This is a genomic window from Kitasatospora sp. Xyl93 (genome assembly GCF_055383135.1).
In genome coordinates, this window is sequence record NZ_AP029185.1 from 6,132,312 (window position 1) to 6,146,280 (window position 13,969).

General features: G+C 69.0%; 10 protein-coding genes. 1 reads left to right on the forward strand and 9 read right to left on the reverse strand.

Going from position 1 to position 13,969, the window contains the following annotated elements; all coding sequences use genetic code 11:
- Positions 1–95: 95 nt before the first annotated feature.
- Positions 96–851 (reverse strand): transposase family protein, encoded by a 756-nt coding sequence (locus ACZ5GH_RS27180; protein WP_464335506.1) that lies wholly within the window; start codon positions 849–851, stop codon positions 96–98.
- Between the two features lie 111 nt (positions 852–962).
- Between ACZ5GH_RS27180 and ACZ5GH_RS27185 the strand changes: the two genes are divergently transcribed.
- Positions 963–2,173 (forward strand): IS3 family transposase gene (locus ACZ5GH_RS27185; protein ID WP_464334099.1). Its coding sequence is split into 2 segments (ribosomal slippage): positions 963–1,257 and positions 1,257–2,173, totalling 1,212 coding nucleotides; the frame shifts between segments, so codons are not numbered across the junction.
- A gap of 133 nt (positions 2,174–2,306) precedes the next feature.
- On the opposite strand, the gene ACZ5GH_RS27190 is transcribed toward ACZ5GH_RS27185, so the two are convergent.
- The 8 genes from ACZ5GH_RS27190 to ACZ5GH_RS27225 all read right to left on the reverse strand — a co-directional run bounded on the left by ACZ5GH_RS27190 (position 2,307) and on the right by ACZ5GH_RS27225 (position 13,968).
- Positions 2,307–2,786: a hypothetical protein gene (locus tag ACZ5GH_RS27190; RefSeq protein ID WP_464335507.1), complete on the reverse strand. Its 480-nt coding sequence runs from the start codon at positions 2,784–2,786 to the stop codon at positions 2,307–2,309.
- A gap of 225 nt (positions 2,787–3,011) precedes the next feature.
- Positions 3,012–3,896 carry a Pvc16 family protein gene (locus tag ACZ5GH_RS27195; protein WP_464335508.1) on the reverse strand — a complete coding sequence of 295 codons (885 nt, stop codon included), beginning with the start codon at positions 3,894–3,896 and terminating at the stop codon, positions 3,012–3,014.
- Between the two features lie 28 nt (positions 3,897–3,924).
- Positions 3,925–5,970, reverse strand: a complete 2,046-nt coding sequence (locus ACZ5GH_RS27200) for a collagen-like triple helix repeat-containing protein (protein WP_464335509.1) — start codon at positions 5,968–5,970, stop codon at positions 3,925–3,927.
- Complete coding sequence (locus ACZ5GH_RS27205) at positions 5,963–8,017, reverse strand: ATP-binding protein (RefSeq protein ID WP_464335510.1); 2,055 nt, start codon at positions 8,015–8,017, stop codon at positions 5,963–5,965. The genes ACZ5GH_RS27200 and ACZ5GH_RS27205 overlap by 8 nt, the downstream gene beginning before the upstream one ends.
- Positions 8,018–8,024: 7 nt before the next feature.
- Positions 8,025–9,944 (reverse strand): hypothetical protein, encoded by a 1,920-nt coding sequence (locus tag ACZ5GH_RS27210; RefSeq protein ID WP_464335511.1) that lies wholly within the window; start codon positions 9,942–9,944, stop codon positions 8,025–8,027.
- Positions 9,945–9,953: 9 nt separating this feature from the next.
- Positions 9,954–11,504 carry a phage tail protein gene (locus ACZ5GH_RS27215; RefSeq protein WP_464335512.1) on the reverse strand — a complete coding sequence of 517 codons (1,551 nt, stop codon included), beginning with the start codon at positions 11,502–11,504 and terminating at the stop codon, positions 9,954–9,956.
- Complete coding sequence (locus ACZ5GH_RS27220) at positions 11,501–13,591, reverse strand: baseplate J/gp47 family protein (protein WP_464335513.1); 2,091 nt, start codon at positions 13,589–13,591, stop codon at positions 11,501–11,503. The genes ACZ5GH_RS27215 and ACZ5GH_RS27220 overlap by 4 nt, the downstream gene beginning before the upstream one ends.
- A complete protein-coding gene (locus ACZ5GH_RS27225; RefSeq protein ID WP_464335514.1) occupies positions 13,588–13,968 on the reverse strand; it encodes a GPW/gp25 family protein in 381 nt (126 codons plus the stop codon). Before ACZ5GH_RS27225 ends, ACZ5GH_RS27220 begins: the two co-directional genes overlap by 4 nt.
- Position 13,969 lies beyond the last annotated feature (1 nt).

The window sequence follows — 13,969 nt, forward strand, 5'->3', positions numbered from 1 at the left end:
GTTCAACTTGAAAGTGCAGGTCACGGGGCTGGCATGGGTCGCGGCTGGGGTACTCGTGCTGGTGGGGACCGTGATCGGTAGCAGGTGATCGTCCGTCAGCGCTGGACCTCGGTGTTCGTCAGCACGAGGAGGGCCCGCAGCAACGTGGTCGCGTGCCGGGCGTTCATGCGGACTTTGGTGAGGATTCGCCAGTTCTTCAAGCCGGCGAAGCCGTGCTCGTTGGCCGCGCGTTCGCGGCTGACCAGCCGGTTCGCCTCCTTCTGGGCGGCGGTCAGCGGATGGCCGCGCGTCGCCCGCCGACCGGTGATGATCACCGGGTCGCCGGGATCGTCGTCCAGGCCGACGAAGCCGAGGTCGGCCAGGGCGCCCAGGCCGGCGTCCCGCAGGTGGGCAGTGATCTTGTTGTGGCGGGCGGTGGTGATCTCACTGGATCGGCCCGGCTTCGACGCCGAGATCCACAGCAGGTTGCCCCGCTCGTCGGTCAGGGCCAGGAACAGCAGGCCGTGGGCCTTGTGCTTGCCGCTGTAGTTCGACCGGTTCTCGTCCCCGGTGCGTCGGCGGGTGCGGACCAAGGTGCCGTCGAGCAGCACAACAACACCACCCGTGCGGGTGATTCTCCTCAGGGCGCGGTCCAGGCGCGGGGCCCGCGCGGCCAGCAGTTCGATCACCTCCAATAGCCAGCGGCGGACCGTAGAGGCGGAGATGTCGTTGCCGCCCGCCATGTCGGAGAGCCGCTGGTCGTGGCGCAGGACCGCGAGGACGATCAGGGCGATCTTCCCGGGCGGCAGCTTTCGCCAGCGCGAGCCGATCTTCTTCAGATGGCCGCGGATCAGGCCGCAGACCAGATCCAAGGTGGCGCTGGACAGCTCCAGGCGGCACTGGTAGACGGGCCCTGACCCCGGATGTTGGACACCAGAGACACTTGGATCTTGATGGTCCGGGTGGACAGGAGTCCTGCACAGATGGTGATGAAGCACTACCCGCCGCAGTTCAAGGTGGACGCGGTCGCGTTGTACCGGTCCCGGCCGGGGGCGACGATCAAGTCGGTCGCCGAGGACCTCGGGGTGAACACCGAGACCCTGCGCAACTGGATTCGGACCGCCGACGGACGCCGTCCCGCCTCGCACTCGGCGGCCGGGGCTCTCGCGGCGGTTCCGGCCGCTGACGCGGTGCAGGCCGAGCTGGCGGCCGCGCGCAAGAGGATCCGCGAGCTGGAGGAGGAGCGCGACATCCTGCGCAAGGCCGCCCGGTATTTCGCAGGGGAGACGCGCTGGTGAACCGCTGCCAGTTCGTTGCCGACCACCAGCGCCGCTACGGCGTCAAGCGGTTGTGCCAGGTCCTGGGCATCGCCCGGTCCAGCTTCTACTACTGGCAGACCACCGCCCCCGACCGCGCCGCCCGGCAGGCCGCGGACGCCGAGGTCACCGCGCGGATACGCGCGGTCCACGCCGCCTCGGACGGCACCTACGGCGTCCCGCGCGTCACGGCCGAGCTCCGCGACCAGGGCGACGTCGTGAACCACAAGAAGGTCGCCCGGCTGATGAACGCCGCCCAGATCGCCGGGCTGCGGCTGCGGCGCAAGCACCGCACCACCATCGCGGACCCCGCCGCGGCGAAGGCCCCGGACCTGGTCGGCCGCGACTTCACCGCCGAGCAGCCCAACCGGAAGTACGTCGGCGACATCACGTATCTGCCGGTCGGCGGCGGCAAGTTCTGCTATCTCGCGACCGTGATCGACCTGTGCTCGCGCCGGCTGGCCGGCTGGGCAATCGCCGACCACATGCGCGCCGAGCTGGTCATCGACGCCCTGGCCGCGGCCGAGCGGACCCGCGGCAGCCTGCACGGGGCGGTGATGCACACCGATCACGGCTCCCAGTACAGCAGCAGGGTCTTCGCCGAGGCCTGCCGCCGGGCCGGCGTCCGGCAGTCGATGAGCGCGGTCGGGTCCAGCGCTGACAACGCGCTCGCGGAGAGCTTCAACGCGACGGCGAAACGCGAGACCCTCCAAGGCCGAAAGAGCTGGTCAAGCGAGCGCGAGGCCCGCCTGGAGCTCTTCCGCTGGCTCCACCGCTACAACACAGTCCGCCGCCACAGCAGCCTCGGATACCGCAGCCCGATCGCCTACGAGACCGCCCTCAGCACAACATCAACTACACTCGCCCAAGCCGCATAACCCCGTGTCCAACATCCGGGGTCAGGGCCCGACAAGGCCGTCAGGGCCCTCGGCGGGGCTGGTTTTCTTTCGCATGGAATCCCCAACTTCCGCCGGGGGCTCTTGCGTTACGCCGAAATTCAGCCGGTACAGGTCATGCGGAAGTCAGGGGCAGGGCGGTGAAGCGGCCAGCGGGGGTGCGGTGCAGCCATCCCCGGTCCGCCAGGCGCTTGAGCTTGTCGCGGACCGGCTCGACCTGCCCGGGTCCAGTGCCCCTGCCGAGCTTGACGCTGACATCCTTGGCCGGAACCGGCTCCGACGCCGCCGTCACGATCTTCATGATCGCTTGGTAGTCCGCGGGCAGCGTGCTGGGGTCCATACCGTCCTCGCGGTGCGGGACCAGCAGCATCCCGCCCGCCCCCGGCGAGGTTGTGACCCGCCCGAACTCCTCGGCCATGGCCGGGTCGTCGGCCGTCCCGGCCCGCTGGGCGTCGGCGAACTGCCCGAACACCACCTCCGCGGCCTCCAACCGGGCGACCTCGGCGTCGATCTCGGCGAGCTCCTTGCGCAGCCGCTCGGCACGGTCGGCCAGCACCACCCGACGCTGCATCACCCACACCAGCACATCCGCCACGAGCGTCCCCTTCCCGCGCCCCTCCCACGGAGCGTACGCGGCGGCTACGGCCCGGCAGAGCGATTCCGGCGAAGCGGTCGCGCGGCAGACGATCACCTGCTACCGATCACGGCCCCCACCAGCACGAGCACCCAGCCGCAACCCATGCCAGCCCGTGACCCTGCAGCTTCAACATGAACCGAGCTCCTTGGGAATCAGTGATCCGAGCGTGCAAACCCACTGGGCTCACTCAAAGGTGACATCGTAGCCGTCGCCTGATCCGGGGACGTCGATCTCACGTACCCGTTCCCCCAGGCTGGTGGTCCGAACCCGGAACCTGTACAGGCCGGCGGCGAGGCGGTCGACGGTGTAGCGGCCCTGGGCGGTGGTCTCCGTGGTATGCACCGGGGAGCCGTTTGGAGTCTCGACGCGCACCCAGGCACCCGGGATAGGGGCACCCGCCGTGTCCAGCACGGTGCCGCCGATCCGGACCATGACCTCGGTGCGCGCGGGGCCCGGTTGCCCGAGCCCGGTAATCTGGGTGGTGACCAGCGGGCCGAGTTCGTCGGCGTCGAATGCGACCGGCACGGTCACGGTGAGGTGGATCGCGGGGCGCCACGGCTGTCGGCCGCCCATCGTGCCCCAGAACTCGGCATACTTGGGGAAACCGTCGCCAGGCAGTACTCCGGTCGGCAGCTCGGCGTCCGCTAGCAGTGAGGGAAAGCTGGAAGGCAGGTCGCCGTAGATCTCGGTCGGCTTCAGCGGCTGGGCAGCGAGCAGGACGGCAACGGCGCGGTAGAGCAGCGCGTGCTCGTCGACAGTCGGCTCGATCGTCTGGTTGGGTGCCGACGGGCTCCAGGCGGTGATCAGGTAGTGCAGGTCGATCCGGGAGGGTGCGAGCTCACTGAACACCCGGCCCCCGACATCGGTTTGGGAGCGTTCGTTGGTGCGCAGTCGCCGGTTCTCCCGCAACTCCACCAGGTACACGCTGAGCGCCATGTGGGAGAGGGTGCTGACGAAGGTCCGCCAGTTTTCGTCGGGCGGCTCGAACCGTACCTGCCCCTCGTCGGTCAGGTGGTCGACTCGCGAGATCAGCAGGTGCCGCAGCATTCGGTCGATGTGTTCGATCATGACGCTCCCGTCGCTGGCCGGTCCGAGGCTACTGCCAGATCCTCCCGGTCGTGTCCCGAATCGTTACGTGGCTTTCGCGGGCCAGCTCGATGATCCGCTCCGGAATCCGGAGGAACTGTTGCGGAACTTCGAGAACGTAGCGGCCTTCCACGAATCTTCCGGCCAGCTTCCCCTCGATCACTAGTGCTTTATCAGGATACTTGAGGGCGAATTCCTGGAAATGCTTCAGCATGGTGAACTCGTCAACGAGGGCGATCTGCCCGTTTTTGCTGGCCAGGCTCTTCACGGAAATGATCTCGCCTGCTTCCTCGTCATAGTAGTCGAGCCGGTTGCGGCGTCCCCGCTTGTCATAGATGGGAACCTGCCCGCGCCGTTGCGGTGAGGCCAGGCTCTTCTCGAACTCCGTGCCTTCGCGCGCCTCTTGCAGGAGTTCCTGGAGTGACTTCTTCGTGCTCATTCCCTGCTGTGCCAGTACATCGACCTCGTCGATCAGCAGGTCTTCTGTGTGCGTTTCAGCTTTAGGCTTCCTGCGTGCCTTGGGCGTGGCTTTGCTGGGAGGTACGGGTTTGGGTGAGGCCGTCGCGGACTTGGCTGGAGCCGTGGCCGGTTTCTTGGGCGGGGACGTGGCGGTGATCGCGCGCTTCGTCCTGGGCCGGGTCGTGGGTTCGAGCTCGCCCACGACCGCCGTCTTAGTGGCGACCCGAACCTTCGGCGCCTCCGTGGCGACCCGAACCTTCGGCGCCTCCGTGGCGACCCGAACCTTCGGCGCCTCCGTGGCGACCCGAACCTTCGGCGCCCCCGTGGCTACCCCAACCTTCGGCGCCTCCGTTGCCACACGTTTGCGTACCGAAGGCTCTGACGTGCGGGTACGGGGCGGTTTTGTGGCAGAAGGTTTCGGGGTGGCGGGTGGCTTGGGGGCGGCCATGGCTGCACCCTCCTCGAGGGCTGTGACGGCGGCTTTGGCAGCGTCCTTCTCGACGAGGCCGAGCAGCTTCCGCAAGCGTTTGAGCAGCTCGAAGAACGGCTTCATGACGGGTTCCAGCCACTTCATGGGCTTGCTCACCAGTGCCCCGATGAGTGCCTCGATCGCCGTGATCGCCTCGCCTACCTGCTGGACGATGTTGCCGGCGTGGGCCAGCAGGCCGCCGAGCCTGCCCAGCTGGGCGCCGATCGCGGCCACCGCCTCCCCTGCGCCGAGGCTGAGAACGGTCAGCAGCGTGTTACTCACGACGGCCCCGACGTCGTAGCCGAGGTTGTAGCCGCGCCTGGACCACTGGGTGTCGGTCATTTTCTTGCGGGTTTCGGTGGCCCACTGCTCGAGTTGGGCCGCCGGGCCGGCCGGGGCCGCGCCGGGCCGCTTGGGCTCCTCCTTTTCCTCCTTGCCGGAGAAATGCAGGGCCACGGCTTGGGCGGCACGGCTGCCCGCCGCGCCTGCAGCCTTCTCCACGGTGTCGGACAGCTCAACCACATGCTTGAGGAGTTCGGCCGCGGTGAGGGTGTTTCGCGCGTTGTTCAGGAAGTTCTGGAACTCGGTTCCAAGGGCGCGGGCCTCAGCCATCAGCTCCTTTGGGTGTTCCCAGGCCGCGCGTCCCAGGTCGATCGCCATCCTCTGCATCTGCTCGGCGAGTACGGCAATGCCGAACAGATTGGTGACCGGGCTGACCAAGCCCAGAATCGCCCCGGCCTCATATGCCAGTACGAACTCCGCCATGTTCTTGGGCGTGGCCAGTTCCTTGAGGCCCGCTGCCGCCCCCTCCAGGGACGCCTCCTTCGCCAGGGTGAAGACGAACCCGCGGATGGCCGCCGCGGCGATCTGCTGCTGCGGGCCGGAGCCGGTGAGTTCGCTGGTGAAGAAGTCGATGGCCCAGCTCGCCAGATAGCCGAGGACGCCGGACGGCTCCGGTGGCTGGGCGGCGGCAGCCTGATGGGCTGCTTGGTTGCCGGCGGCTCGCTGGACGTCCAGCAGGTCACTGCCGGGGCCGGGCGGGGCCTTGGCGGCTTCGGCGATCGGGCCGTCCGAGGCGGTGGTATCCGTCTTGGCGGGCTCCGTGGTCTTCTTCACCGTGTCAGCCATCGGGCACCCCGAGCAGGTCCTCGTCGGTGAGCGTCTTGCCCATCTTCTGGTATTCGCGGCGCACCGCGTGCAGCACGTGAGCCATCGTCACAGGCCCTGGGCCGGCCAGGAACGCGGCGGCCAGGGCGATGTTCTTGATGTGGCCGCCGCTGAGCGTGAACTGTGCGGCCAGTGCGTCGGTGTCGATGTCGGGAGCGAGTGGGGCGCCCTGCGGCCAGATGCCTCGCCAGATCCTGGCCCGGCTCGCCTCGTCCGGGAACGGGAACTGGATGGTGAACGCCAGGCGGCGGGTGAACGCCTCATCCAGGCTGTGCCGCATGTTCGTGGCGAGCAGAGTGACGCCCTGGTATGCCTCCATCCGCTGGAGCAGGTAAGCGACCTCAATGTTGGCGTAGCGGTCATGGGCGTCCCGCACCTCACTGCGCTTACCTAGCAGAGCGTCGGCCTCGTCGAACAGGAGGATGGCGCCTGCCCGCTCGGCGGCGCCGAAGATCCTGTCGAGGTTCTTCTCCGTCTCGCCGATGTACTTGCTGACGACCCCTGCCAGGTTGAGCCGGTACAGATCCAGGTGAAGCTCGCCGGCGACGACCTCGGCGGCCATGGTCTTGCCGGTGCCCGGCGGCCCGGCCAGCAGCACGCCGACTCCGGTTCCCCTGGACAGCTTGCGCCCGAACCCCCAGTCGCCCAGGACCCGGCCCTGTCCGGCCACCCGCGCGCAGATCTCGCGCAGCGCGCAGATCTCGTCCTCGGGCAGCACCAGGTCGGCCCAACAGGCCCGGGGCTCGATCCGGTCGGCCAGCTCCGTGAACTCGTGCCCGGCCGTGGTACGGGCGGCCGCCGACAACTCGGCCAACGTGTCGCCGCGTGCCAGGCCGGCCGCCTCGGCGATCGCGCGGGGGGTGAGGGGGAAGCGCCCCGCCAGTACGTCGAGGTCGTCGGCCACAACCGCCCGCCCGTCCAGCGCCGAAGCCCAGCACGAGCGCCGCTCGGCCGCCTCCGGTGGCGCGAACTCGACACTGTGTACAGCGAGCGGAGAAGGCGTCGGCGGCCACGGCGCGGTCCCGGCCAGCACGACCGGCCCCGGCGCCTCGGCCAGGGCGCGCACCGCGAGTTCCCGCCGCTGCCCGTCCAGTGTGTCGGCCCGGTCCAGATAGGGCACCGCACCGTACAGTTCGGCCTCGCGCAGGCAGCAGCGGAGGGCTTCGTCGAACGCCGCGGGGTCGGCCGGGGCCAGCGCCAGGTCGCCGTGGAACAGCGGCCTGCCCAGCCCGGCGGCGGCCGCCTGGGCGACCTGGCCGCGCCCGGAGCCGGGCTGGCCGCGCAGGTAAAGCCGCTGCCCGGCGACGAGCAGGTCTCGTAGGTCCGCAGCCCTGTTCGCACCCCAGCTCGAGTCGGAGTCCTCACCGGCGTGGACGAGCCGACACCAGACGGTCAGGCGCCGGTCCAGGCCGGAAACGTCGAGCAGCACGTCAACGATCTGCTCATCCGGCACGACGTACCGGGCGAGCAGCGACGGTTCCACCTGGTGCGGGTCGGCGACCAGCCGCACCAGCCGGTGCCGCAGCAGCGGGGCGTCGGCAGCGAAGTCGCACCGCCGCCGCATCTTCTCGGCGACACCGCAGCACAGAAGATTGAGCGTCAGCTCCACAGTCGGCCGACGCCGGGTCACATCGTCCTGGAGGTAGCCGTACAGCCGCTCGTAACGCAGGTCGACCTCCGGGGCGAGCGCCACGAGCAGCACGTTCAGCTCGAACACGGACAGTGCATACCGCTCCGCCAGCCATGCCAGTCCGGGCATGTCGGCGGCGGTGCCCGGCCCGGTCGGAGACGCGGCGGGGGCGCGGCTCAGCATCCGTGTCACGTCGTCGGCACCGATGTGCAAGCCGCGAAAGGAATCCCGTCCGGCCCCGGCCCCGTACGACGCCTGAGCCGCCGCTACGGCCTCCGCCAGCCGGGCGTCGAGCCGTCTCAGGCAGTCGAGGAACGGCATGGGGGAACGCTCGCCGTCGCAGTCCTCCGGCGGCGCATCGAGGCGTTCCGTCGTCACGACAGCCTCATACCTGGTCGTCATGTTCCGCGCGCACCGCCCGCATGCTGTGGCCGATGGCCAGGTCGGGGGTTGCGCCGTGCGGCTCCGGGTGCCGGTAGCGGCCGTACTCCTCGCCTTCCTTGTCGCTCTCCACGACCAGCGGATTGGCCAGCGCGTACGGATCATGTCGAACCCCGGTGACCTGCCAGCAGACCTCGGTGCCCGGCTCGCCGCCGGCGATGGCGAATCGGTTGTCCGCCAGCTTCCGGGACACGTGAAGGTTCGGGGCCGGGCGGCCCAGAGGAGTGAGCTGGTAGCGGAACCGCTCATTGAGCGCCTCGAACCAGTCCGGTAGCGAGATCTCGGCCTCGCCGCTCTCGTCCAGGACGAGCTCCCCGTCGTAGATGTTCTTCATCTCGTTGCTCTCGACGCCCCCGTGACTCAGGTACCGGCCTGCGGGGTCGAGCGGATGGTCGATCTTGAACTGGAGAAAGCTCTTGGTCAGCGTGCCTCTAATGTCGACGTTCCCCCACATCAGGGCCGCCTGCTGCCCGCCATCACCAGAAGGGATGAGGACCAGAGAGGGAAATTCGCCAGTTTCACTATAATTGATCACCTTGATGCCGATGGCCTCCTCGGCGATCACGTTCACTGCACTCTCGAGGTTGATGCGATCCTTGCTGCTCCCGAACACGTCCAGCCGAGTCCCAGCCGAGGGGTTGTTGTGGCCGACGGCGAGTGTGCCGCCCCTGATGGCGAATGCCAACTTCCATTCGCCCCAGGCCTTGTCGTAAAAGGTGGGGGTGCCGCGGAAGCCGGCGGTACCCGCGTTACCCTCGATGTTGATCGCGAACACTTGCCGCTTGTTGCCGTTGAGGATCCCGATGGCCGTGCCGTTGGACTGCGCGACCAGAGGAACGTTGGAGACGAGCGCTGTGCCGTCGCTGTCCTCCCCGCCGAATCCGCCCGTGTCGATGGCGTGCACACGCCCGAGTGCCTCGGTGCGCCCGACGCAGAGCCGGTCGCGGACCACGGCGTCGCCGTTCACGTCCAGGGTCGTCTCCGGCGGCGTCTCCTTGCCGATGCCAAGAGAGCCCCGGACCAGGGCGACGCCCTTCACGTCCAGAGTGTTCTGGGGGACGGACGGGTCGGCTGGCGTAAGTACGGTTCTGCCGTTCACGTTGAGCAGGCCGGAGTTGGTGTGCACCGCAAGCAGCGCCGCGGCGTCCCGGCGGGCGACGCCGAAGTAGGACGCCTGCAGATGCGCTGCGCCGCCGCCGGAGGTGCGCAACACGGCGGCCGGTTCGTTGTAGACGCTGACCAGGGTCCCGGGGTCAGCGTCTACTTCATCTACGAGGCTCAGCAGTTCGATCTTGCCGACTGAGATCCCAGTGGCCCTTCGCCTGTCCGCGGCCGTGTTCATGACCGTGCCGTCTTCGTCGAGCTCTACCCAGGCCAGGATGATCTCCTCGCCGTCGTCGGGGAAGGTATCGACTGCGCGCAGCTGAAGTAGGGGGGTGGTTTCGGTGTTGAAGGTGCCTGACCCAACCCCGGCGAGGTTGAACGTCTCCTCCCAGCCGATCGTGAGGAAATACTTCCCGGACAGTCCGACCGTGGACAACGCCACGCCCTCTGCGGTCACTGGGACCATGCTGTCCTGGACCAGCTTGGCATGGCCGCCGACGACCAGGGGGATCAGCCGGCCCCGTGCGTCCAGTGCTACCCCTGGTAGTACCTGCAGCCCGGCCTGGCCGATCGTGGCAGTGACCTTCAGCCCGGAGGCCACCCCCCAACTGTGCAGCTCCGAGCCGTGCATGCGGTGCAGTGGTCCGAAGTACCCCTCCTGGTCCTGCCGGCTCTCCTGCAACCCTGTGTCGCCCTGCCGTGGCTCGGGCGGGTCGACCGTCGGGTCCACATAGCTGGTACGGATCAGCTTCTCTGGCATGTGGTGCTCCTAGTGGGCGCCGATGGCGGTGAGCCGGGTGGTCAGGGTGGACGCGGGCCGTTCCCGGTCGAGGGTGTCGGCAATGCTTCCCAGGGCGGCCCGTTGGTCCTTTTCGGTGGCCCCTGTGCTGGCGAAGTGCACGATCACCCCCAGTTCGTTGGCCGACGCGCGGAAGTTCCGCCGGGGGCTGGTGTCCTTGCTGTTGAACGGCTCACCTCCGTCGCACAGGTAGGCGGTGCCCTCGCGCCAGACCATGCCGCGGGGGAAGACGAGGCCCCCCTGCTTCGTGGCCGTGGTCACCCGCGGCGGGTTGGCGCGCAGGTCCACCCGGTAGAGGGCGGCGGGGCGCAGTGTGTTGTACAGGTAGGGGTGATGGGAGTCTTGGTCGGGCTGGAGTCCCACGTCGAGGACGAGCAGTACGTTCGTGTCCTCCTGGACCACGGCATACGGTGCGAGCAGTGGGTTGTCCGCCGCGGGGACGGCGGCCAGCAGCGGTGCCGGGGCGTCTCCGGCCCGGTCGACGCGGAACAGGTCGGCTGGCCCTTCGGCGCGTGCGTCACCGATGAGGAGGTGACCGTCGGCGGCGATCGTCATTGACCGGGGACCGGTCAGCCCCGGCAGCGGGATTGTGCGAGGCTTGGCGGCCGGGGCGGCCAGGTCGATGTCGACGATCCGTTTGTCCTTCTTGTTGAGGATCAGCAGGTGCCCGGAGTCGATGGCCGCCGCCGCGATGTCCACGACGGTCCGCACGGATGCGTGCAGCTGCACCGTCTCCTGCTGGAACGGGGTGTCCGAAGCCAGCCGGGACAGCCGTAGACTGTTCGGCTGCACATCGAGCACGTAGAGCTTCCAGCCAGGTGGCGTGGGATCGACCGCGACGGCCACCGGCGCGTTGAGGTCCCAGTCGGCCGAACCGAGGGGACGCGGCACCGGCGGCCCTCCGGCCTGGTCGGCGTACGCGCCGGTCCGGGTGATCCGCCAGACGCCCGGCTTGGGTTTGCCGCCGACGCCGCCCGCGTCGCCGACGATGAGATCGCCGCCAGGGGTGATGGCCAGACACTGCGGGCTGACCAGGCCGGGGTAGGCGAGCGTACGGTTGGGAGCTGGTCGGATGTACGGACCCTGGGAGAGCAGGGCGTGCACGCAGGTCTCCCGGCCGGGCACCGGCCGGGCGAACAGGACCTTGGCGCCGGCGTCGAGGGTGATCCGCTGTCGCTGCGGCATGGCGACGGCCTGGTCGAGCAACCCGGCCAGCCCGCCGAGCGTGCCCCGGAGCAGGTGCAGGCGCATGACCTCGGCCACGACCCGCCGTTGCTGCGCCGGGGTCCGGCCGGGCCGCAACTCGAAACCCAGCCAGCCGGCGAGCCAGGGGAGGAACTGCTCCGGGGTGCGCGCGGGGTCGTACAGGTCGGGCAGCGTGTCGATGGTCAGTGCGACGGGGGTGCTGCGCGTCGCGATGCCGTCGTCGATCCCGCTCAGTAGCTTCTCGAAGATCTCCAACATGCGACCCAGGTCCGGTGACCGCAGAACGGGCGGCAGGTAGTCGAGGTAGCTGCTCATTCTTCCGCCCCCGTGGTCTCACAGGAGCCGAAGCAGACCAGTTCGTAATCGGTGACCTGCACCTGCGGGCCGAAGGCCGTCGGGAGCGAGATGGGCCGGTGGAGGTCGGGGTTCCACTGCTCGCCGGTCTGGTGGTAGGGCGGAGGGGTGACCGGCCGCATCCGCAGGTCGGCGAGGTAGCCGATCTCGCTTTTCAGCCTGACCGCCTCGTACATGTCAGGCAGGTAGACGCTCTGGCCGACCTGCCAGCCGTGCCCGCCCGGCCCTCCGTGCACCGGGTGCAGAAATGCGGCGACCTGGCTCCTGACCCACTCCTTCTCCGCCGCGAGACCGCTGGTCAGGTTCAGGTCGATGGCCCGTTTGAAGACCCGTACGTCCACCGTGACCTCGATCGGCAGGTAGCGGGGGAGGTGGACCTCCAACTGGGCGGTCACCTCTCGGCGCGGGTCCAGGGCGGCGATCACGTCGTGGATGAGTTCGACCCACGGTTGCGGCTGCGGTTCGGCCACGCCGAGGTCGGGCACGATGATCAGGTTCACATGGCCGGGTGCGCGGGAGATGGAGGCGAATGTCCACGGGTCGCCCTTCAGCCATTTCCCGGACGGGCCGTCATTGTCCTGCGTCCGGGGCGCCAGGCAGCGGGCGATCGCGACGCCGGGCACCTTGCGGGCGAGGAACTCATAGTCCTCGGCGGTGATCGCCCGGTCCCGGGTGCGCAGCAGAAGCGGCGCCTGAGTCTTGGTCTCCTCGATGGGCTCCTCGTCCACACCGCCCGTGCCGGGTACCGGGTTGGTCACCGAGACGATCCCCGGCACGCCCTCGGCGAGCGTGGTGACCATTCCGGCCAGCACGTTGCCCCCGGCGGCCGTGGCGACGTGGCGGTAGACGGCGGTGATCTCGGCGCCCTGCGGCGGCATGGGTCCCACATCGCCGAAGACGACTTCCCCAGTAACCGGGTCGAGCCTGACGGCTTTGTTCCGCCCTTCCACCTGTTCCTCGGCGAGTACCCATGGCTCAGCGTCGACCATGATCTTGACGTGGTCGTACGGGGAGTCTCCGCCGGGCTGCCGGTACACGGGCCGGTTTCGCAGCTCGAAGACCTGGCGGGGGGCTCGCCCGGCCGTGCCGAGCTGTTCGGGTGCGTCCCGGCCCGCGGTCAGGGCAGTGGTCGCCGGAACTGTGCTGGGCAGCAGGTGGCGTACGCGGACCAGTGCTTCCTGTACGGGTTCACCCGGCTCGTTCTCGTTGCCCAGCTTCAGTCCGATCCAGCGGCGTGGCTTGCCCGCGTCCGGTTTCGGCTGGTTCGGCTGGAATGGCCAGCCTGCGGGATCCACGGTGGCCCACTGCGGTGTGGTGGGCAGCCGCAGCCGTACCTGACCTGCCTGGGTCAGGCCATGGGTGGTGTCCTGCTCGACGGTCAGGGCGGGCCAGTTGGCCGGATCGGCACCGTTGGCCGAGAACAGCCAGCTGACGGTGGCGGGCTCGCCTGATGCCGCCTGGCCCGGGTCGCCGTACACCTCCAGCAGCTCGATCGGCTGCGTGAAGGCGGGGTCGAAGCCGAGCAGCAGGTACCCGGTACCGCCGTCGGGGACGCGTACCTCCACGCCGTCCGTGATGCCGGTCATGTCCGCGATGGCAGCCGCGGGTGCCGGCGGTGCGACGTAGCGGACGGTCATCGACAGCCCTGCGGGCAGAGCCAGGAGTTCGGCCTCGGTCTGGAAGACCACCGGCGCCTGCGACTCGCTGCCGATGGTCTGCACGCGGGTTCCTGCGGGAACAGTGGCGGTCTGGCCGGTCTGCGCGGTGAAGGTCAGCAGGGTGCGGGCGGGGGTGGCGGGAAGACGGGTGATATCAAGTAGGTTGAGGAAGGCGACGTAGTTCTTCTCCGGCACCTGGTTGAGCCGGTAGATGAGGCCCTCGACGAGCCAGGCGAACAGCTCGATCAACGCGATGCCGGGGTCGCTCGGACCGCGGTCGGTCCACTGTGGGGCGTACTGGCCGATCAGCTCCTTGGCCTCGGCGACCAGGTCGGCCCAGCACCGGTTGTCCAGGTCGGGCAGGGGCAGCCGGCCGCGTTCCGCGCTCATGAGGGCTGCTCCAGGGGGAACGACAGGGTGAGGGACTGCCGGTCTCCGTTGCCCCGGATCCCGTACGTGATGTCGATCATCAGTGCGGCGGAGCTCAAGTCGTTGGCAACCGTGACCTCGGTGACCTCGATCCGCGGCTCCCATCGTGCCAGTGCGTACTTCACGTAGTGCCGGGCCAGATTGGCGGTGGCCGGTGTGTTGGGTGCGAAGGCCAGGCTGTGCAGCCCGCACCCGAAATCCGGATGCATGATCCGCTCACCGGGCCGCGTACTCATGACGATCACGATCGACTGCCGGATCCGCTCCACTCCCGAGGACTCGGCGATCGCGCCGGTGGCGTCGAAGCCCACCGGGAAGGCCACACCCTTGCCGTCCATG